The sequence below is a fragment of the Martinezella lusitana genome (assembly GCF_010668395.1).
GTDB classification, from domain to species: Bacteria; Pseudomonadota; Alphaproteobacteria; order Rhizobiales; family Rhizobiaceae; genus Rhizobium; species Rhizobium lusitanum_A.
Window position 1 is genome coordinate 169,581 of record NZ_WUEY01000011.1, and the last position, 20,520, is coordinate 190,100.

The following is a 20,520-nucleotide window of genomic DNA, read 5'->3' on the forward strand; positions in this document are numbered from 1 at the left end:
GCCTCTCACGAACCGGAGGCAAGAATGGCACTGGCTTTCGACGGCACGGCGTCAGAAGAAGCGGGACCGGCCGGCATGGTCTGGATACCCCGCCAGACTTTCATGATGGGTTCCGATCACCACTATCCGGAGGAGGCTCCGGCTCATCCGGTCAAGGTCAACGGCTTCTGGATCGACGAAGCTCCCGTCACCAATCGCCGCTTCATGGAGTTCGTGAAGGCGACGGAATACGTGACGGTTGCGGAAAAGGCGCCCGATCCGAAAGACTATCCGGGTGCAATCCCCAAAATGCTCAGAGCCGGATCCCTTGTCTTCTTCCAGCCGAAATCCGTCGATGGGCCGGATATTCAACAATGGTGGACCTTCAAGTTCGGCGCCAACTGGCGCCGGCCGCTTGGAGGCTTAAGCGACTTGCGCGGCAAGCTGGATCATCCGGTGGTTCATGTCGCCTGGCATGACGCCAAGGCCTATGCCGATTGGGCGGGTCTGGACCTGCCGACAGAGGCGGAATGGGAACTTGCGGCCCGTGGCGGCCTCGAGGACACGGAATTTGCCTGGGGTGACCAATTGCAACCGGCCGGCCGGCCGATGGCCAATACCTGGCAAGGCACCTTCCCGACCCACACGACAAAGCCCAAGGGACAGGAGCGCACGACCCCCGTCCGTTCGTTTCCCCCCAACGGATATGGCCTCTACGACATGATCGGCAACGTCTGGGAATGGACATCCGATTACTGGAGTTCGCGCCATCCGGAGCCTGCGGAGCATTCATGCTGCATTCCTGCCAATCCCCGAGGCGGCAGAGCTGACGCCAGCTACGACCCGCGCCAACCGGACATCCGAATTCCGCGCCGTGTCCTGAAAGGCGGCTCGCATCTCTGCGCACCGAACTACTGCCGCCGGTACAGACCGGCGGCGCGGCATGCCGAACCGGAAGACACCTCCACGAGCCATGTTGGCTTCCGATGCATCAAGCGGATTTCCGCATGAGGAGAGCGACGATGAGAACAGCTTATGACAGGGCGGAGGCAACGCTTGCTTCCTTGATCGCAGCGCTTGTGATGATCCTGGTCGGCATACTCCCGGCCTTGGCCCAGGAACCTTTGCCGTCGTGGAACGACACTGCCGCCAAATCACGCATCATGGACTTCGTGAAGGCGACGGTCACCGAAGGAGGCGAAGGCTATGTGGCGCCGGAAGACCGCATTGCCGTCTTCGACAATGACGGAACGCTCTGGACGGAACAGCCATATTATCCCCAGCTCGGCTTTATGCTGGACCGTGTCAAGACGCTCGCTCCGCAACACCCGGAATGGAAGACCAAGGAACCGTTCAAGAGCATTTTGAACGGCGATCTCAAGGGATTGGCCAAGGGCGGCGAGATGGGCATCATGGAACTGGGAACGGCAACCCATGCCGGCATGACAACCGATCAGTTCAGCAAGATCGTCACGGACTGGTTTGCAACGGCAACCCATCCGAAAACAGGCAAGCTCTACACCGACATGACCTATCTGCCGATGCGCGAGCTCCTGGAATACCTGCGCGCCAACGGCTTCAAGACCTACATCGTCTCCGGCGGCGGCGTCGAATTCATGCGGCCGGTCAGCGAGCGTCTGTACGGCATTCCTCCCGAACAGGTCGTCGGCAGCACGATTGCCACGGAATATGCCATCGTCGGCGACGTGCCTGTGCTGAAGCGCCTGCCGAAGATAGATTTCGTCGACGACGGCCGAGGCAAACCGGTGGGCATCAACAAGTTCATTGGCCGCAAGCCGATCTTCGTGGCAGGCAACTCCGATGGCGACTACGAGATGATGCGATGGGTGACGGCCGCCAAAGGACCGGGCTTTGCGATGCTGGTCCACCATACCGACGCAGACCGGGAATATGCCTATGACCGCCAATCTGCTTTTGGCAAGCTCGACAAGGCGCTGAACGAGGCCGAACGCCGGAACTGGCTGGTCGTTGACATGAAGACCGACTGGAAGAAGATCTTCGCCTTCGAACAATGACGATAAAGCCGCTCCGTCATGAGCCTGACGGAGCGGCAGCCATATTCGTGGGGCTTTGCTCATGGCGCCGAATTCAGGCGCGAACGGCGGGTTCGCCCGGCCTCTCTCAAGCCGACAGCGATCACGGAAACCCGCGAGGGGGGTCTCGCCTATTGCGCGGAGACCGGCTTTGTAATCGACAACGGCATTGAGAGAGTGAGCAAGACAGCATCGCCGCTTGCTCGGTTCTTCGTGTCGAATTCATGGAAATATTTCAGGCGCGTGGATAGCGGAAGTTCACCGACCTTGAAGGTCCAGCCCACCGTCGCGCCAATTGCGAGCGACCGTCCCTCGAAGTCGCCGAGCGTGGCACCTTGCCCGCTGTCACCCGTGACCTGTTGATAATAATAGCCAACCAGGCCGGCATCGAACTGCTCGTTGAAATGCTGAACGGCCGCCCATTCGAAATGGAACTCGTTACCGGTTCTGTAGTCGGTCGCCGGATTTTCGGCATTGAACGTCATGCCGACCGTTCCCGAGAGATCCAGGCCGATCGAGGGATCAAGCCACGTCAGCGATGTCGAGACGTCCGCGCCCCAGTGATGGAAGGCCACGTTGGATATTTCCCCGTCCTGATAGTCGCCGATCGGCACGTTAACCATGACGCCGGTCTGCCAGTGGAAATTGCCCGATTCCCAGCCAAGCAAAGCGCTGACCACGGGATCGCCAACAGTGAATACCGTATCCGTCACGCTACCGTCCGCCGCGTGGCCTCGCGGACCTTTCAAGGTCAGATCCGCGGACGTCTTCATCCAGCCGACCGGCACCGTCGCGGAAAGGCCGAACCGGCCGCCGGCAACATCCTCGGGAAGGATCCACAGGACTGTCGGCAATTCGAAGACGGCATTCCCATCGACGCCGACCGCAACCCGGCCACCCGTCGGCAAGGATTTGCCGCCACCCAAGCTACCGGAATAGATGTAAACGTCGTTCTCGAAATAGACGCCCGGCGGAGGCGTGAAACCTGCACCGGGGCCTTTGGAGCCAAGCAGATAGAAGCCCGTTCCATTTTCTGCGGCATGAACGCCCACACCCGACAGCAGCAAGGAAGCACCCGCAGCCATCAGGCAGACCAAATGATACGACTTCATGCAGCCCCCTTGAACACAATCCCAAGTAGAATCACTATTCTAACGAAGGATCTCGTGCCGGGGGGTCATGCGCAAGTACGCAACGGTAAACCGGGCTGTAATTTACGGCTGCTGGGCGCTGATGACGGTCGGGAAATTTGCACCTGCCTTCGAAAGGCCGGCCTCGAGGTCGGCCACGATCTCCGGCCGCATACGAGCCGTCGCCATCCGGTCGCGAAACAGGTCTTCGAAGTTGTGGTCGGATCCCTTCACGTCGTTGAGGAGGGCATTCGCATCCGTGGCTCCGAGCTGCCCCGATGCGGCCGCTCTCACGGCACGAACGATGAAGTCCGTACAGTTGACGCGATCTGACAGAAGCGATGCTTCGGACCAATTGCCGTTTCGGTAGGCGTCGAGCGCCAGCACCACCATGGCATCGCGCGGCGGCGTGTCGCTCTCGTTGCTTGCGGTCTGCGCCAGATCCACGCCCGCTTTCCAATATCCGGCGGAAAATAGCACGAGGCCCAAAGAAGCGGCGGCATCCGGATTGTTCGGATTGAGAGCCATTGCCCGATTGCCCGCCTCGATCGCCGCATCTGTCCTTCCATCCAGAAAATGCGCGATCATCAGCGCCGTCTGTGCCCGGTCGGAAAGCGGCGCAAGCAGCACGGCGCGTTTCGCCAATTCCAGCGACCGCGCGCGCGTGGCTGCATCGATGGCGCTGTCGCGCGGAGCAAGCAGGATGCGCGAAAGCAGGGCGTTGGCATCGGGATCGTCAGGCGTGCGCGCGAGCGTGCGCTCAAGACAGAGGGACGCGGCGGCAATGCCGCGGCTGCCGCCTTCGTCCAACGCATATTCGGCGCGCAGCACACATGCATTTCCAAGCGCTCCCTTCGGACTGCTCTGCACTTCGAATGTGTTGACGACGCCATGGGTGGCGGCGATGCGCCTTGCCAGTATTCCGGTTATTTCCTCCCGGACAGCCGCCGGGCTCCTGCCGCTGATCTCGACGGTTTCGACGCCCGATTTCAACAGCTCGCCGGACATGCGGTCCACGATCTGCCACCACACACTATGATCGTCGCTCGTGCCGTAATACTTCATCTCAACGTCATATCTCGGGAAGACCCCAAGGCTCCGGCTCGATTCCAGGGACGGCTTCGCGACGACGACGGTCTGAAATTGCGTGAGGGCGGTGAGCAGCATATCCGTTGTCTGCGCGGCCTCGTCGTTCAGATCGGCGGATACGGCCGTCATGGCGAGCGTGAGGCTGGGTTTGCTCGTGGTGTTCGGCAGGAGATAAAGAGTGCCGGCTGTCACCAGCAACAAGGCAACAGACACCGCCGCCCCTGCAACCAGAAGCCATTTCCATCTCGGACGCGATGGCCGTCTGACGTCGGCGACGCGGACGGAATCGCGCAAAGGTGCCGGCAAGCCGCCGTTTACGGGCAAATCCTCGACGCCGCCTCGGTCGGGCGTCTTCAGGAACAGGGTGAGATAGCTCCCCTTCGGTATGTAGACCGACACGCCCAAATCCGCGCCGAAGACGCCGTAGTAGCTTTCGAGGCTGGTTCTCAGGCGGCTGATCTCTATGCGAACGATCGGATCGTTTGCAGCATCGAAACCGCTTGGCCTGCCGAGGACATCAAGGGCTATCGAATATGCCTTCACACCACTTTCGCAACCGGCGAGCCGACGTTCCGCAAGATATCGCAGGATATCGCGCTGCCGGTCGGATACCCGGAAGCGGTCGTCCGACAGCAGACGCTCAAGCTCCAGTCTCGCCTTCTCAAGAGAGACCTCTCCCGACCTGATCTCAGATGTTTCGACAGCCATTTCGCAGCTCCCCCGCATGCGCAAATCGACTAATGTATAATATTATTAATTACCCCCACATATCATGGGGTGCGCAGCAAGTCACAGACAAAAATTTGGAGTTGCATCGAAAGCGCTAAATAAAACTAATACGTGATCAATTTCGATGCGACCATGGTATCGATCCGAGACGTTTTCCGCACCGGCCCGTCTTCCAGCTTCCCCGTTTTGCCCGGCGAGGAAAATCGGCAGAGCGTCGATGCGCGCCAGTGGGACACTTGCGGCCGACAAATGCGTTACAGAACGAAGACAACGGTGCCCTTTGACACATGGGCGTAAAGCTCCATCACGTCTTCGTTCACCATTCTGATGCAGCCGGAAGAGACTTCTTTGCCGATCGTCCAGGGCTCCGAGGTGCCGTGAATGCGGTAAAGGGTGTCGATCCCGTTCTTGTAAAGATAGAGCGCGCGCGCACCCAGGGGGTTGCCCGGCCCCGGCTCAATCCGATGCGGCAGTTCCGGAGCATCGCTGCGCATGTCGTCCGTCGGATACCAGGCCGGCCATTTCGCCATCCTTCCAATGGTCGCAACCCCGGACCAGGCATGGCCCGACGCGCCGACGGCAATCCCATAGCGGCGCGCCTTTCCGTCACCCAGTATGAAATAGAGCTGCCTTGCGGAGGTATCGACGACAATGGTTCCCGGCGCGTAACCCACTGGGGCCGTCACGGTCGCCGGGCGGAACCGCGAGGCAAACTTGCTTCTGTCGATCGGCCTGACATTGTATGGTTCATCGGCATAGGGCCGAATTTCCGCGGACTTCGGCGCGCCATCGACATCTTGATGCGCGCAGGAGACAAGAAGGCCGAGCGCGCCGGCACATATGAGGGGAGCGAGGCGACGGACAAACGTCAAGCTGCATACCCCGCGCCTGTCGTCGCCCTATGAATCCTGTCGCAAAGCCGTCGCCGATCGACAGGACATGGTTCTCGCCAGCCCGGTTTTCTCGAACGCCTCACCATTTGACGCGAAATCCGGCCGTGCCGTTGAGGGAGTAGCTGTCGCCAAGCGACTTGAGGCTGGTATTGGCGGAAAGCTCCGCATACACGGAATACTTGTCGTCATTCCAATTATAGCTGCCGCCCACGCCCAAGCCACCCCATAGCCGTTCGTTGCCGGTCTCGAAACCGACCCCGGAGACCTCGACCACGGACGGATCAAGGAACTCGTAGTAGAGATTGGCGATGCCATAGAGATGGCTGCGTCGCGTCTTGCCGGCCTCGTCCTTCCAGCTTGCATCCTTGTCGGCGGAGACGCCAAGCCGGCCGAGAAGGCTGTCGTTGCCGCCCGACGATATTCTGGCGCCGAACGTGTCCGTGAAACTGTCGAAGCGGACGTTTGAATAGGCGAGCTGAATCTGGGGAGTGACCGTCCAGTCGTCATGCAGCTCGATCTTCTTGCCGGTCTCCACAGACAGCGCATAGCCAAAGCCGCCGTTGTTGTCCTGGAGATCGCGATGAGCGGCGTCGGAGAAAAGATCGCTTTCGAACCAGCTCAGGGATGCCTGACCGTCGACATAGAAGCCGGTGCTATCGAGCCATGTCAGCGTACCGCCGAATCCGTAGCCGTCCGTTCGAAGACTGCCGTCGCCAAACACCGACGAAACGTCGGTGACGGCCCGGCCGTAGTGAAACGACACCCCGCCGACAAGTTTCGCCCCGTCCTTGGCGTCGTACAGCAATCCGTCGAGGCCGGCCTGCAGCCGCCATATGTCCATGTCGTAGTCCATGGAGGCGGTCGCCGTGCGAGGCTCGTAGTGGCCATGAAGCCCGTCAATTCTGGTCCAGATGGCGTTGCTTTCGATTGTCGCCTTCCCGTCTCCGTAATAGCTCGCCTGCTCGGGGGTGACCGTGCATCGGAAGTTCTGCGTCGGATCCTTGCAGAACACCTGCTCTGGAACGGCGGGCTCCGTCCAATAGCGATTTCCGACGCGCTGCTGCATCGTCGGCAAGGACTGCAGAGCCATCAGAACCTGCGGATAGACCTGGTAGACAGGGTCGCCGGGCTGGTAGAGCGGCTCGGGCGAACCAGGTGTCGAGGATGGCGCATCGGAGCGAAGATACCAGTTGTTGTCGGTCGCATTCGCGCCGACCCCTCCGTAGTGAAGCGTATATGCATAGGCGCCGCCGACGACCGCCGGCTCACCCTGCTCCGTCACATAGTCGCTCGCCAGCGTGAAGGCAGTCGGCACCGAGGTTGCCCCGTTGACGGTGTCGACGACGAGGATGCCGTCGCCCGTGGTCAGGGCGCCGGGACCCGTCGTGTTTTTCACGGCAAGCGTCGAGTTGCCGGTGATCGTACCCCCGTCGACGATCAGCCTGTCCGAGGGAGATCCGTCCGCGCCCAGATAGGTGTTCAGACCGATCTCGCCGCCTTGGCCGACATAATTGGCGACGGTCAGCGTCTTGTAGCTCGCCAGCACCGTCGGATCGCCGACCGGAGGCGTGTATTGGATAAGGCTCGGATCATTGATCAGGTTCGTCAGGTTGGAGCTTCCGGTCATCGTCCACAACGTATCGACGAGCGTCACGTTCGAGACGCTTCCCGGCTCGGTGAAGGCGGCGCCGGTCAGCGTCGAGTTGCGCGCCGTTACGTTGGCGGTAGTCGATCCGGCAGCGACGACCGCAACGGGAGACAGCGAGGTGCGAACGAGCGTGCCGTCGTCGGCGACCTGATCGATCCCGAAGCTGACCGTCGGAAGTGCCCGAAACGCGCTTGCACTCTTGACGTCGAGCCAGTCGATCCCCTTGACGGTAACGCCATCGAGGCTGACACCCCCCGTGCCGCCGCCGACACCGATCGCCGTGCCGTTGCTGGCAATGGAGCCGCCACTGAAGCTGGCGGTCTGTTCCGTTCCGCTGCCCGTCAGGAACAGGCCAATGGAGCCGGCGCCACTCACCGCGATGTCCGTGTCGCTGCCGGAAACGGTCGCTCCCGAGTGGACGACAACCCCGTCGGAGCCGCTTCCGACGGTCGTTATGGTCGAATCTTCCGTCACCAGACTGCTCTCGGGTCCATAGACGAAGGCTCCCGCGGAGGTGTCCCCTGTTGTCGATACATCCGTACGACCGATGAGCGCGTGCCCCCGATAAATGAACAATCCCTCGCTCTCGGTGCCCGAGGTACTGATGCTCGATCGCCCGGGCCCTTCGGCCGATATTGTGAGCCGCGTCATGTCGGGGTCGGCATATAGAAATGCGCCGGCGCTAAGATCGCCTGTGGTCGTGATCTGCGTGACGCCCCTGAGATCGCTACGTCCCGTATTGATGGTGTAGAGGCCATCCGACTGATTGTTCGAGTGCGTATCGATCGTCAGCAGAGAACCGGCATCGGATGTCAGAATACCGCCGAGCCCCGTATTGACGTTCTGCGACACGAGAATGCCCCTGTCGTAGCCCGTCGTCCCGCCATCCGCGACATGGACCGAAAGCTGACTGCCTGCATCCAAATGCAGCGATGCGCCGCCGCTCATGCTGATGCCCTGGAATATCCCCGGCTGCTGGTATGCGTCGATATTGACGATGGAGTTGGGCCTCAGGACAACATCGTTGGTCAGGGCCGGCGTCGCCGCCGCCGATGCCCCGAGCATCATTCCAAGATAGGCGCGGATGTTGGTCGTCGATCCCTGCTCGAAGACCAGATGGGTCTGGGCTCCGGCGCCGAGATGAATGCCATAGGAAAGATTGCCGTTCGTCGAGATATTGGTCGTAACACCGGATCCGAAAGTCAATGACGTTCCGGTAATGCTCCCTGAGCCATCGGTCGTCGTCCAAATACCATGCCCGTTGGTGCCGGACGAGTTGATGGTGATCGGCCCAGCCACCGGCCCGTTGGACAGGGTCACGGTCGAGTTGCGCTGAATCCTGAGTGCGGTGTTGTTCGTGCCGGTGACGGTGTCGCCGCTCGACAGCACGAACGAGGAATTGGGGGGCACGACAAGATTGGTATAGTTGTCGGCCATGGCTGGAGAAGCGCATGCAACAAGCAAAGTACCGGTCCAGGCCAGCAGATTTGGCGGAAACGAAGACCGTTGAAATGCCTGAGAGCCCGCGTCGTGGACCATCTCTATTTCTCCCAACTTTTGAGGTGGAAAACACGGTTCATTCCGCAAAGCTTGACCCGCTTTGCAGAATGAATTGGATGACATCGGCTTCGATATCGCGGCAGACGGCCTCGTACTCATCGACGAGGGGGCCGCCGCTGCCGCCTCCGTCTTTCTGAAATCGTTCAAGCGCGAGACTCGCCTCCTCGTATGCCTCGAAGAGGTCGTCCAGCCGCCGGCTTCTGACCGCGAGAATCTGAAGCCGGCCCCGCAAGGCAGGCAGCTTCAACATCAGACGCCAAAGTCCGCGCTGTGCCGCCTTGCTTGTCCTGCTCGCTTCGCCGCCTCGCCTATCCATCTAACGACGACCTTCCCCCATCGAGGTGATCGACCGAGTATGGGATGTTTTAGATGAAACGTAAGTACGTTACCGTAAATGGCCCGACATCTCGGCGGCGCACGGATCGTTTACGGGACTGTTTACTGTTGCGTACTCGCATGCGCGTGGCGAACGTGGCTTCATGACGGCAATTTGCCCGGAGGCCGCAAGAATGCAAATGAAAGCCTGGCTGATCGCAACTATCCTTTGTGCGGGAACGGCTGCCGCTCAGGAGCATTCTGACGTCAACGAGGCCAATAACCCTCTGACGCCCAAGATTACGATCAATCTGCAGGACTATTACGTTCCGAGCTTCATCGACACGCCCGGCCACCCGAAGGCAAACCAGTTCCTGCTGCGCGGCTTGATCCCCTCCGACCTCGGAGGCGCGCCGCAACTGTTCCGGTTCACCTTGCCCATAGCCACATCGCCCGACGTGCCGACCGGCTATGTGACGGGTCTCGGCGACCTCACGCTGATGGATCTCTTCATTCTACCGAAGAAGGGCGACATTACCTTCGGCGCGGGGCCGCTGGTAGTGCTGCCGACCGCGACCGATACGTCGCTTGGAAGTGGAAAATGGCAGGTTGGCGCAGCGGGCGTGGCCGTCGTTCCCCAGGAATGGGGGCTGCTGGGCGGACTGCTCACCTACCAGACCTCGTTCGCCGGCAAGGAAGACCGTGAAGACGTCAATCTCCTGACGGTGCAGCCTATCGTCAACTTCAATCTCAAGGACGGCTGGTACGTCCGGTCGTCGGCGACCTGGAATTTCAATCTGGAAAACGGCAGCAGCTACATCCCTGTCGGCCTCGGCCTGGGCAAGGTGGTCCCCCTGGAGAGCGGCATTACGATGAACGCCTTTGTCGAACCGCAATATACCGTCTGGCACGACGGGCCCGGCGCACCGCGATGGCAGATCTTCGCAGGCCTGAACTTCCAGTTCCCGATCAGAAAGCCATCGCAATGAGCTGGATCATGGCACGTGTATTCCTGGCCGCCGGCATCCAGACGGAAGCGACAGCAGGGCCCGGTCAGCAACGGAAGATCGACGAGTTCGTCAAGCTTCTCGAGGACCCGGACATTCGCACATGGCTGACGGCACGGTCACAAGCCGCCGGCGCGCCCACCGCTCCCGCAGGGCTCGCGTCCGGCGGCCTGGCGAATTGGGAAGCCACCACCCGGGCCCACATCCACGAGATTGTCTCTGCAATTCCATCGATTCCATCGGAGCTTCTTTCGGCCTCGCTGCGCGTGCGCCAGGACGCGATCAGCCATGGCTTCGCACCCGTTTTCCTGATCTTTGCCGGTCTGGTCGCGCTGGGCCTGGCCGCCGAATGGATATATCGGCGCATCCGATCCTCCACGGGAAGCCTGATGGCGCAGCTTGCCCCCATCTGCGTGTTTGCCCTGGGCATCGCAGTGGTCTTCTTCGCGGTCGAATGGCCACCTCTCGCCCGTATCGTCCTCCTTGCCTATCTCGCAGGCTTCATCGTCTTTCGCGCCGGCTCCGTGCTGGTCGGCTTTGCCGTTTCTCACCGCTCGCTGCGCCTGAGATGCCGCATCCTTCTTGCGGTCGTCATCATCGCCATCGCCAGTGCCGCTTTGGCGCAGCCACTCGAATTGCCGTCGGCCGTCGCCGATGCGATTGCGGTCGGCTTTTCGATCGTGATTCTCGCGCTCGCGATCGAGGCCATCTGGTCGTCATCGCCGCAGCGCACGAAAAATTCGAAGGCGGCCTTGACGCTCCTGCTGGTCATTGTCTGGTGCTTCTGGGCCTTCGGTCTCAAATCGCTGTTCTGGCTGGGGCTTTATGCGGTCGGACTTCCCGGGCTTCTGTCCGGGATCGGACGCGCCGCCGAACGTTTCGCCGGGAACGACACCTCCGGTATCAGGCGGGTACTCGTGGTTCGAGGCGCTCGCGCCATCGTCATCGCCGCCGCGGCCGGCTGGCTCGCCATCGTCTGGCGACTGAACCCCGAGGGGCTCGGCCACAGTAATCCGGTCGTGACGGCCATTTTCTACGGGCTCCTGAAAAGCGTCGTCATCCTCCTGCTTGCCGATCTGGCTTGGCAACTTGCGCGGAACTGGATCGATCGCACCCTGGCCGCGTCTTTGGACACATCGAGCCTCCCGCCGGCCGACGCCGCCCGCCAGGCGCGATTCCGCACCCTGTTGCCGATCCTGCGAAACGCGCTTGCCGTCATCGTGGCGGTCATGGCGGGCCTGATCGTGCTTTCCGAATTCGGCGTACAGATCGGCCCCCTGATCGCCGGCGCCGGAATATTCGGCGTCGCCCTGGGGTTCGGTTCGCAAACGCTGGTCAAGGATATCATCAGCGGCGTCTTCTATATGTTCGACGACGCATTCCGCGTGGGCGAGTATATTCAGGCCAAGAACTACAAGGGCACCGTCGAGGGCTTCAGCTTGCGCTCGGTGCGGCTGCGCCACCATCGCGGCCCCGTCTTCACCGTGCCGTTCGGCGAGCTCGGCGCGGTGCAAAACATGAGCCGCGACTGGGTGATCGACAAGTTTCGCATTACCGTCGGGTTCGACACGGATGTGGAAAAGGCGCGCAAGCTCACGAAACAGATCGGCGCGGAGCTCACGCAGGATCCCGAACTTGGTCCCCTGTTTCTTCAACCATTGAAACTGAAGGGCGTGGAAGAGTTTGGCGATTACGGCATCGTGCTGAGCTTCGGGATGATGACGGTGCCGGGAATGCAGACCTACATCCGCCGCAAGGCGTATCTGAAGATTCGCGAAGCTTTCAAGGCAAATGGCATCGATTTCGCCCAACCGACCGTCAACGTCGGCGGTGACGAAAAGGCCAGCGGTGCCGCGCCGGCCTCCGCACTTGTTCGACGGAACAAGCTGGCCGCGTCCACGGAGGCCGCAAGTGACGGTGGATGACGAAGAAAGCAGAATCCGGATCATGCATGGCGGCCCCTTCTATGAACTCATGTCATGGCTGGGACTGCGCAAACGGGGATGGCGTGCCTTGTGCCTTGCCCTGCTGGCTTGGGTCGTCCCCGTCCTGATGCTGCTATCGACCGGCGGCGCCTACCTTGCAGGCCTGTTTCTTCAGGATTGGGGCGCCTGGGCGAAGTTCCTCATCGCTCCGATACTGCTGACCCTTTCCGAAAAGCCGATCGCTTTCGCGATCGACGAATGCACGTCGCTTGTTTTTCGCGTGCCGCTACTTGCTTCCGTGTCGCGCACCGAGGGCCGCAAGGCACTCGAGCGCGCCCGAGAACGGACTGTCGCGACCATACCCGAAGCGATATGCCTGCTCCTGGCATTCGCCGCCTCCGGCGCGAATGCCGCCAGCTTCCTTGGCGGCAACGCTCCCTCGTGGGCTTCGTCTGCGGCCTCACAGACGCTTGCCGGCGTTTGGTGCCTGGCCGTCAGCAATACGATCTACTGGTTTCTCCTTTCGAGGCTGATCTGGAAGCACCTCGTCTGGGCAGCGTTTCTTTCAGACATCTCCGACTGCCGCCTGCGGCTTGTCGTAACCCATCCGGACGATCATGCGGGATTGGGCTTCCTGGGCTTCTATCCGGCAGGCTACGGCCTCTTCACGCTGGCGGTCAGCTGCGTGGCGGCGGCAGCCATTGGCCATGTCATGGAGCGCCAGCCACTGACCCCGACGCTCTTTACAATCATATGCGCCGCGTGGCTGGTCATCGTGACGCTCTATTACGTCTTGCCGCTTTTCAAGCCCGGGGCCAAGATCGTCGAGTTGAAGAAGAAAACCATTCTGCTCGCAATGGCCAAGGCGACCGACTACGAGAGGTGGAACGAGCGGACGACACTCGGCAGCAACATGTGCGACGATCTGCAGGAGGAGCAATTCGCCGAGCTTCACGATATAAAGCCGATCTGGACTGCTGCACTGAGGACATCGGGTCTGCTGATCAACCGGAAAAACATGGTAGTGTTGCTTGTTCCTGCACTCTTGCCGCTGCTTGCCGCGGGGGCTGCCTTCCTGCCGTACTCACAGCTCGGGCCGGTGGTGAAGCGCCTGCTGCTTCTTTAGAAAAGGACTGTCCCATGTGGTTCCCCATCGTCGTACGTATCCCATTTGCCATTGCGGGCATCATTTCGGGCTGGTTCTTTGCCGAGGGCTCGCTCCGGTACAACGTGGTCCAACTGGCAATTTCGCTTCTGATGCTGGCTGCATCCATCGCATGCGTCATTTACGCGCCGGGATTTCTAAGACGCCTGGGCGTCAGAAAGGACAAATCCTGAGGCCTGCCCTGCCCAGCTCAACGTCGGTGCAACTTTCCGCCGCTTTCTCTCGTACGATTCTGGATCGTAGTGCATAGAGGAAGCCGAAATGTACGACATGAAATGGCAAGCGCCCATTGTCATCGTCCTGCCTTTCCCGGACGGGCCCCAGAGAATCGGCAGCGTAAGAGAGGCAGCCGATTGCCTGATGGACAGATGGCCAGAACCGGACTGCAGTTTCGAGCGTGACGAAGCGCTTCGCATCTGCCTGGAGGTCTTCGAGGGCGGCGCAAGCCCGCAGCAGGCGCGAGAGGCATTCCTGGCAGCGGCAAGGGCTGCTGGATATGTGACCACCGTTCAACCGATGTAACACGACGTTCGAACTGCGCAGTCCGCGTGCGTTTACGGGCACATTTACCGTTGCGTACTTCCTCAGGATGACCATGCGCGCCTAGCCTTATCTTGTCCCGGTCTATGTGGGAGAAAGGAAGGCAAAGCGATGCCGCATCTCAGATGGTCGCGCCTCATGCTTGCGACGGTGACGCTCCTCATTGCCGCCGGAGGCGTGCTCGCCCAGGAGAGGCATTCCAAGGAGCCCCGCATCGAGCCGGAATCCATTCAAGCGCTCAAGACGATGGGCGAACATCTGCAATCGCTGCAGACTTTCAGCCTGAAGGCAACGACGACCTCTGAAGTCGTCCTCGACACCGATCAGAAGCTGGAAATCGGCGGCACCGCGACTTACGAGGTAAGGCGGCCCGACCATCTGCGCATCGATCTCACCACCGATGTCGTCCATGGTGAACTGGTCTATGACGGCAAGACGCTTGTCTATGCCTCGCCCGACCAGCATGTCTACGCTCAGGTCCCGGCCCCAGCCACCATCAAAGCGACCCTGGAAGAGGCGGCGCAGAAATATCATCTGGCTTTCCCACTGGCGGATCTCTTTTCCTGGGGAACGTCTGACGCGCCGATCAACCTGATCCACGAGGGTTTCTTCGTCGGCCATGCCTATATCAACGGCAAGGAAACCAATCACTGGGCCTACCGGGGCCCTGATCAGGACGCCGAAATCTGGATCGCTGCGGAAGGCAGCCCGCTTCCCCTGAAGATTTCACTGGTCGATCGGGAAGACCTCACCCGGCCGCGGATCACCTCTATCCTGGAATGGACGGAAAACGCCACGATCCCCGACGATACCTTCGTCTACACGCCGGCGGAAGGCGCACAGAAAATCAAGTTCCTGGGCGAGGGAGACAAGAAATGAAGAAGCCCGGCACGTTCCTATGCGCACTTCTCGTCACCGCCTTGGTTGCCCCGCATGTCGCCGAGGCGAGAGGCGGCTTCGGCGGCCGGGTGCCGCGCATGAATTTTGGTGGCGGCGGCTTCCACGGAGGCGTTCATCCCGGCGGCGGCAACTTTCGCGGCTTCAATGCGCCAACACATTTCCAACCCCGTTTTCATCCGGGCGGCAATCCCCACCCGGCCCATGGACCGCGACCGGCGCCGCACCCGGCTCCTCATCCGGCCCCACAACCCGCGCCGCATCCGAACCCGTCCGGGCTTCACCCTCATCCGCCGACGCCGACACCCCATCCAAACCCGCATCCCGGTCCACATCCCTATCCGGGGCCACATCCATATCCTGGCCCGGGCCCACACCCATATCCGGGACCGGGGCCATTCCCTGGCCCGCATCCTGTGCCTTACGCACCACTTCCTCCGCCACCCGGTCCCTATTGGCCCGGATATTGGGGTCCCGGGCCGGCTGCCGTCTGGGGAGCAGCAACGGCTGTCGCGGTTGGATCCGTTATTGCCACGCTCCCGCCCGCATGCTCCGCGGTCGTCGTGAATGGCGTGTCCTATCAGGACTGCGGCGGGAATTGGTTCGAACCGCAATATAACGGTCATGCCGTCGTTTATGTCGCGGTCAAGGATCCCAGATAGGAACGCCCAACGCGGTGACGGCGCACATCACCGCGGCATCGCAGCAGTTCGGCACAACGACGGACGTGACAGGTAAGCATTTACATCGATACCCATGGCAAACAGCCGGAATGTCGACAGCTATTCGACAAGCCTGTCCGGAAGGCGCCAGATCACTGCCCCTCGGAAGCAAAGGAGATGAGGATGAGGAAGACCGGCAGATTATTTTGTGGATTCTTATTGGCGGGGATGGTCTCCGCAGGCATCGCGAGAGCCGAGACAATCAGCTATGCGGATGCGGTCACGACACTGGCGAAGGATTGTGGCGCCGACATCAAGAAACTCTGCAAGGGGATCAACCTCGGCAGCGGCCGCGTTGCCGATTGCCTGAAGCAGAATGCAGCGAAGGTCTCACCGACCTGCACCGCATCTCTTTCCAATGTCACGACCTCGATCCAGCAACGCGAGGATGCGCAGACGGCCTATGAAAAGGTTTGCGCCCATGACATGGCTCAGCATTGCCGAGGCATCAAGGGAGACGGCTACATACTTGCCTGCCTGATAAAGACACAGCGTCTGGTCGGCAACAAATGCAACCAGGCAATCACCGATGCGGGATGGAGATGAGACCCATGAACGTCAAAGCAAGCATCATGACCGCCTTGGCATTCGCGCTGGTCATTCCAGCCTATGCGACGGCGCAGCAAGTGTCGGAACAGCGCATCGTCTCCGGCCTCGGTAAACTTACAGGCGCAGCGCCGATCGTCGATGTCGAACTTCTGCGCCAGGAGGCTATGAGCGCCTCCGGAAAGGACATGGCCGGGCTTCCCAATTGGAGCAAGGTCGCCCACCTCCCGCAAATGGTCGTGGAAGTCGATTTCCAGAACGACTCCGTTGCGATCGAACCGGAATCCTATCGCACATTGGGGTTGATCGCCGACGCCCTCCACCACCCGAACCTCTGGGACTACAAATTCCTGGTCGTCGGTCACACCAGTTCGACGGGAAGCGATCAGCACAACCTCGATCTCAGCCAGCAGCGCGCGGACGCAATCAAGGAAATCCTCGCGACCACCTTCGCCGTTTCACCGGATCGCCTCTTTGCGGTCGGCGTCGGCAAGTATTTCCCCATCGCCGGCACAAAGTCGGAGGCGGCTGACAATCGCCGCGTTCAGCTCTTCAACCTCGGTCTCCTGACGCGAAAGCCTTGAGAATCGAAAACAATTCCTGATTCCACTCAATCACGACATGCTCCCCGGCACGCCTGCCGTCGCCAGGGAGCATGTCCATCCGCCGCTTGGGTCTCGCGGTCTCTATTTGGAAGCTTCAGCGCGACAGGGACCGCAGATACGCTCTACAGCCCTTCCTCCCTGGCATATGCCGCCAGCAGGTCGCGAAAATCCTTCTCGGGCGTTGCTTTCAACAATGCGCGGGTGGTGATGGCTTCGATATGATCGATCATCAGGGCGCGCGCCTTGTCGCGGTCTGCCTGGGCGAGGGCGACGATCAGTTCCCGGTGCTCGGAAACGGCACAGTCCGGGGAATGCGGGCGGCCGTAGAGCGACAGGATGAGCGATGACCGGGAAACGAGCTCCGTCACGTAGCGCGACAGCACGTCGTTTTCGGTAAGCGTCGCGAGCAGCACATGGAATTCGCCGGAAAGCTGGATCGAGGCGGACGCGTTGTTGACCTTTGCATTGTCCTCCGCATCGACATGGGCTTCAAGCTGGCGGATCTGCTGCGACGTCAGCTTGCCGGCCAGCGTATCCACCACCAGCGCCTCGAGCACCCGGCGCACGGCCAGGATGCTGCGGCCATCTTCGAGGCTCGGCTGAGCGACGCAGGCGCCCTTGTGCGGACGCAGCTCGATCAGGCCTTCGCCGTTGAGCCGGGCGAGCGCCTGCCGGACGATCGTCCTGCTCACGCCGAGCCGATCGCCGATCGAATCCTCAGGAAGCTTCGCCCCCGCCGCCAGAACCTGATCGAGGATCGCGCGCTTCAGGATGCGGTAGACGGCATCGGATTTGGAGACGGCAGATTTCTGATTCTTATCACTGGAATTGGGTGCCATGATCGTCCTGACCTAATATCCAAGAATGCAACAAAGGGAAGCTTCGCACGTCGGGGAGGCAAGACGTTCCCCCGATGCGAGCCGGCCGCCCTGGCCGGCTCGCTCGTTGCGTTGCCTGTCGGTGCGGCTAGCCGATATGCGGTAGCGCGTCGCTTGGCACGCCGTCGCGCACCACGACCCGGCCGCGGCGAATGACCGTTCGGCGCTGCGGCGTCAGCGCGACCGCCTCGGCGAGAGTTCGGGCCGGCACGAGCACCACGTCGCCGTGGCAGCCGCTCGACAAGCCGTAGTCGGCAAGAGCGATGCCCTCGGCGCTGCCGAAGGTGCAGATCCGCGCCATTTCCGCGAGATCGGCATCGTTGGTCATGCCGTTGCGCTGCGCCAGGTACTTTGCCCGTTCCAGCATGTCGCCATTGCCCCAGGGCTCCCAAGTGCCCTGGATGCCGTCGGAACCGGATGCGAGAACAATGCCCGCCTGGCGCATGGCCCGCAGCGGCAATGCAGGCCCGGAGGGGCTGCCGACCGTCATGACCGCAATTCTTTCGGCGGCGAGAGCATCGACAAGCGCGCGCTGCCTCGGCGCGTCCAGCATGCCGAGGCAATAGGCGTGGCTCACCATCACCTTGCCCTGCATGGACAGGGCCCGGGTTCGTTCGACGATCAGTTCGAGACAGAAGGCGCCAAGCTCGCCCGGCTCGTGCAGGTGGATATCGATCGGCTTTCCGTAGCGCTCGGCAAGCCCGAAGATCGCGTCAAGATGATGGACGGGATTGCGATCTATGCTTGCCGGGTCGATGCCACCGACGATGTCGGCGCCCGCCTTCAGCGCTGCTTCCATCAGTTCGAGCGTCCCCTCGCGCACGAGCATGCCGCTCTGCGGAAAGGCGACGATCTGCACATCGACCAGATCGCGAAAGGCCTCTCGCGTCTCGATGACACCCTCGATATTGGAAATGCCGATTTCTGTATCCACGTCGACGTGACTACGGATATGCAGCACGCCGAGGGCAAGCGTCTGCAGGATCTGCCGTGCAGACTGCCGGCGGGCGTCGATGCCGAGCTCCCGCTTCGCCTGCCTGTCGGCCAGGATACGGTCGTTGCGCGTCGGCCCGACATGGTTCTCGAACCAGTCCATGCCGATCAGAGTCTTGTCGAGGTGGGTATGCGCCTCGACCAATCCCGGTAGGGCGACATGGTCGCTGCCATCGATCTCGACTGCCGCGCTTTCGCTATGGCCATCGGCAAAACGACCGTTCAGAATGTAGAGATCCGTCGCCTCGCCGCCGAACGGCCTGACGTTGCGGATGAGAATATCGTTCATCACCTGGTACTCCTGTCCATTGTCGAAATTGACATGCGGTTCATGCCAGCCCAGCCCGTTCCATCATCAGGTGGAAGGCGCGCTCGGCGCGGTCGAGGATCGCGTCTTCATCATGATCCACGAGCCGGCGCGCGCGCATCAGAACCCGGCCGCCGACAATGGTCGTGTCGACGTCCGCGCCATTGGCGAAGCGCGTAAGCCGCTGGACGGGATGAGCCGGCGGCCAGAGATGCGGCTGCCGCATGTTGACGAGAATGATATCAGCACGTTTGCCCGGCTCGAGCGAGCCGATTTCCTGCTCCATCGAGAGCGCCAGCGCCCCTTCGATGGTCGCCATTTCCAGAAGCTGCATCGGTGGCAGAATGCTGTCGTCCCGGAAATGCCGCGCGTGATAGCGATGTGCCTGAAACATGTTGCGGAACATGTCGAAAGACCGGTCGGGAGCGGCGGCATCCGTGCCAAGCGAGACCGTCACGCCGCCCTCCATCAACTCCGTCGCGGGGCAGCGGCCGGATACCGACATCAGGGCGCTCGGATTATGAGCGACCTTGGCGCCGGTGCGCTTCAACACGGCGATATCCTCATCGGTCAGTTCGATGCAATGCGCCAGCAGCGACCGGTGGTCGAACAGATCGAGCCGCGCGGCATTGGCGGCGATGGATCCCTCGCGATGGCCATCCTGAACAAGCAGCACGCCTTTTTCACGCGCAAGGTCGCGTACGTGCCGGGATAGATTGTATACGATATCACTTTTCAATTCTTGAGCATCAAAGACGGGAAGCGAGAGCGCGACCGTCAGGCGATCGTTCACAGCCGTCCACGCATCGACAAGCCCGGCGCACACATCCAATTGCGTGCGAGGATCCACGACAATATCTGTATACGATTTTTGCGTGTAGTTGCGATAAGCGTGCGGCACGGTCGGTCGGTTCGGTCCGACGGCAAGCACCTCGCGCACCCCCATTTCAGCCACAGCGGCGAGATGGGCTTGCGCCGCGTCCGGCGCTTCGGTGCGCATGATGTCCGGTCCGCCCCCGAACAGCAGCGCGGCGGTCGTCGTGCCGCATTTTATGCGCTCGAGCGCCGACAAGGCGGCCTCGGCCGCCCAGAATTCGGTATCCGTGGCAGTGGCATAGATATGGCCGGTGGTATCCATCCATTCGGTGGAATCGCTGCCTAACCCCTTGGTCAGCATATGTCCGGCGTGCGCGTGCGTATCGACGAATCCGGGCATGACCGCCATGCCGGCGGCATCGATGCGCTCGATCGCCGCGTCGATTTCCGGCGGCTGATCGAAGACGGCGGCAATGCGGCCATCCTCAATCAAGACGTGTCCGTTCTCAAGAATGCGGCGATCCGCATCCAGGGTGATGACCACGCCGTTCGTGATCAACAGTGATTTCATCATCTCATTCCTCCCTTGAGCGATCGGCGCTCCATTCGTCAAACCGGTAAAAGCGAGTCTTTGCGCCTTGCTATTGTATACAATATATGCATACTGATTAAGGGAGTAAATCGTATCCATTGAATTATTCGCAATGCATACGCAAAGGGAG

Annotated in this window: 19 protein-coding genes; 10 read left to right on the top strand and 9 right to left on the bottom strand. The window is 61.1% G+C overall.

The window, feature by feature from the left end; genetic code table 11:
- Positions 1-24 precede the first annotated feature (24 nt).
- Positions 25-990: a formylglycine-generating enzyme family protein gene (locus GR212_RS22420; protein ID WP_163989571.1), complete on the top strand. Its 966-nt coding sequence runs from the start codon at positions 25-27 to the stop codon at positions 988-990.
- Between the two features lie 71 nt (positions 991-1,061).
- Complete coding sequence (locus GR212_RS22425) at positions 1,062-2,015, top strand: HAD family hydrolase (RefSeq protein WP_432444397.1); 954 nt, start codon at positions 1,062-1,064, stop codon at positions 2,013-2,015.
- A gap of 149 nt (positions 2,016-2,164) precedes the next feature.
- Here GR212_RS22425 and GR212_RS22430 read toward each other — a convergent pair whose 3' ends face one another.
- The 5 genes from GR212_RS22430 to GR212_RS22450 form a co-directional block, all read right to left on the bottom strand.
- Positions 2,165-3,118 carry a SphA family protein gene (locus GR212_RS22430; RefSeq protein ID WP_163989691.1) on the bottom strand — a complete coding sequence of 318 codons (954 nt, stop codon included), beginning with the start codon at positions 3,116-3,118 and terminating at the stop codon, positions 2,165-2,167.
- Between the two features lie 129 nt (positions 3,119-3,247).
- Positions 3,248-4,960, bottom strand: a complete 1,713-nt coding sequence (locus GR212_RS22435; RefSeq protein ID WP_163989575.1) for a tetratricopeptide repeat protein — start codon at positions 4,958-4,960, stop codon at positions 3,248-3,250.
- Positions 4,961-5,235: 275 nt separating this feature from the next.
- Positions 5,236-5,853, bottom strand: coding sequence for a L,D-transpeptidase (locus GR212_RS22440; protein ID WP_204326707.1), 618 nt, complete (start codon positions 5,851-5,853; stop codon positions 5,236-5,238).
- A gap of 100 nt (positions 5,854-5,953) precedes the next feature.
- On the bottom strand, positions 5,954-8,959 hold the full coding sequence (locus GR212_RS22445; RefSeq protein ID WP_163989577.1) for an autotransporter outer membrane beta-barrel domain-containing protein: 3,006 nt from the start codon (positions 8,957-8,959) through the stop codon (positions 5,954-5,956).
- Between the two features lie 139 nt (positions 8,960-9,098).
- Positions 9,099-9,398: a hypothetical protein gene (locus tag GR212_RS22450; protein WP_163989579.1), complete on the bottom strand. Its 300-nt coding sequence runs from the start codon at positions 9,396-9,398 to the stop codon at positions 9,099-9,101.
- 193 nt (positions 9,399-9,591) lie between these two features.
- On the opposite strand from GR212_RS22450, the gene GR212_RS22455 reads away from it, so the two are divergent.
- From GR212_RS22455 to GR212_RS22480, 6 genes are all read left to right on the top strand, one after another.
- The gene (locus GR212_RS22455) at positions 9,592-10,386 is read left to right on the top strand and encodes a hypothetical protein (protein ID WP_432444393.1); all 795 of its coding nucleotides are present in this window, start codon (positions 9,592-9,594) and stop codon (positions 10,384-10,386) included.
- Positions 10,383-12,329, top strand: a complete 1,947-nt coding sequence (locus GR212_RS22460) for a mechanosensitive ion channel family protein (protein WP_163989581.1) — start codon at positions 10,383-10,385, stop codon at positions 12,327-12,329. Before GR212_RS22455 ends, GR212_RS22460 begins: the two co-directional genes overlap by 4 nt.
- Positions 12,316-13,455 (top strand): hypothetical protein, encoded by a 1,140-nt coding sequence (locus GR212_RS22465; protein ID WP_348643505.1) that lies wholly within the window; start codon positions 12,316-12,318, stop codon positions 13,453-13,455. The genes GR212_RS22460 and GR212_RS22465 overlap by 14 nt, the downstream gene beginning before the upstream one ends.
- 14 nt (positions 13,456-13,469) lie before the next feature.
- Positions 13,470-13,667, top strand: coding sequence for a hypothetical protein (locus tag GR212_RS22470; protein ID WP_163989583.1), 198 nt, complete (start codon positions 13,470-13,472; stop codon positions 13,665-13,667).
- A gap of 88 nt (positions 13,668-13,755) precedes the next feature.
- Complete coding sequence (locus GR212_RS22475) at positions 13,756-14,016, top strand: DUF982 domain-containing protein (RefSeq protein ID WP_163989585.1); 261 nt, start codon at positions 13,756-13,758, stop codon at positions 14,014-14,016.
- A 129-nt stretch (positions 14,017-14,145) separates the two neighbouring features.
- Entirely contained in the window at positions 14,146-14,913 is a 768-nt protein-coding gene (locus GR212_RS22480; RefSeq protein ID WP_163989587.1) for a DUF2092 domain-containing protein, read from the top strand.
- Between the two features lie 17 nt (positions 14,914-14,930).
- Here GR212_RS22480 and GR212_RS22485 read toward each other — a convergent pair whose 3' ends face one another.
- Positions 14,931-15,110, bottom strand: a complete 180-nt coding sequence (locus tag GR212_RS22485) for a hypothetical protein (RefSeq protein ID WP_163989589.1) — start codon at positions 15,108-15,110, stop codon at positions 14,931-14,933.
- Positions 15,111-15,776: 666 nt separating this feature from the next.
- Here GR212_RS22485 and GR212_RS22490 point away from each other — a divergent pair.
- Both GR212_RS22490 and GR212_RS22495 read left to right on the top strand, forming a co-directional pair.
- Positions 15,777-16,199, top strand: a complete 423-nt coding sequence (locus GR212_RS22490; protein ID WP_432444394.1) for a cysteine rich repeat-containing protein — start codon at positions 15,777-15,779, stop codon at positions 16,197-16,199.
- A gap of 5 nt (positions 16,200-16,204) precedes the next feature.
- The gene (locus GR212_RS22495) at positions 16,205-16,783 is read left to right on the top strand and encodes an OmpA family protein (RefSeq protein ID WP_432444395.1); all 579 of its coding nucleotides are present in this window, start codon (positions 16,205-16,207) and stop codon (positions 16,781-16,783) included.
- 143 nt (positions 16,784-16,926) lie between these two features.
- On the opposite strand, the gene GR212_RS22500 is transcribed toward GR212_RS22495, so the two are convergent.
- The 3 genes from GR212_RS22500 to GR212_RS22510 all read right to left on the bottom strand — a co-directional run bounded on the left by GR212_RS22500 (position 16,927) and on the right by GR212_RS22510 (position 20,372).
- Entirely contained in the window at positions 16,927-17,643 is a 717-nt protein-coding gene (locus GR212_RS22500; RefSeq protein WP_163989594.1) for a GntR family transcriptional regulator, read from the bottom strand.
- A gap of 127 nt (positions 17,644-17,770) precedes the next feature.
- On the bottom strand, positions 17,771-18,967 hold the full coding sequence (locus GR212_RS22505; protein WP_163989597.1) for an amidohydrolase: 1,197 nt from the start codon (positions 18,965-18,967) through the stop codon (positions 17,771-17,773).
- Between the two features lie 37 nt (positions 18,968-19,004).
- Positions 19,005-20,372: an amidohydrolase family protein gene (locus tag GR212_RS22510; protein ID WP_163989598.1), complete on the bottom strand. Its 1,368-nt coding sequence runs from the start codon at positions 20,370-20,372 to the stop codon at positions 19,005-19,007.
- Between the last annotated feature and the right edge of the window lie 148 nt (positions 20,373-20,520).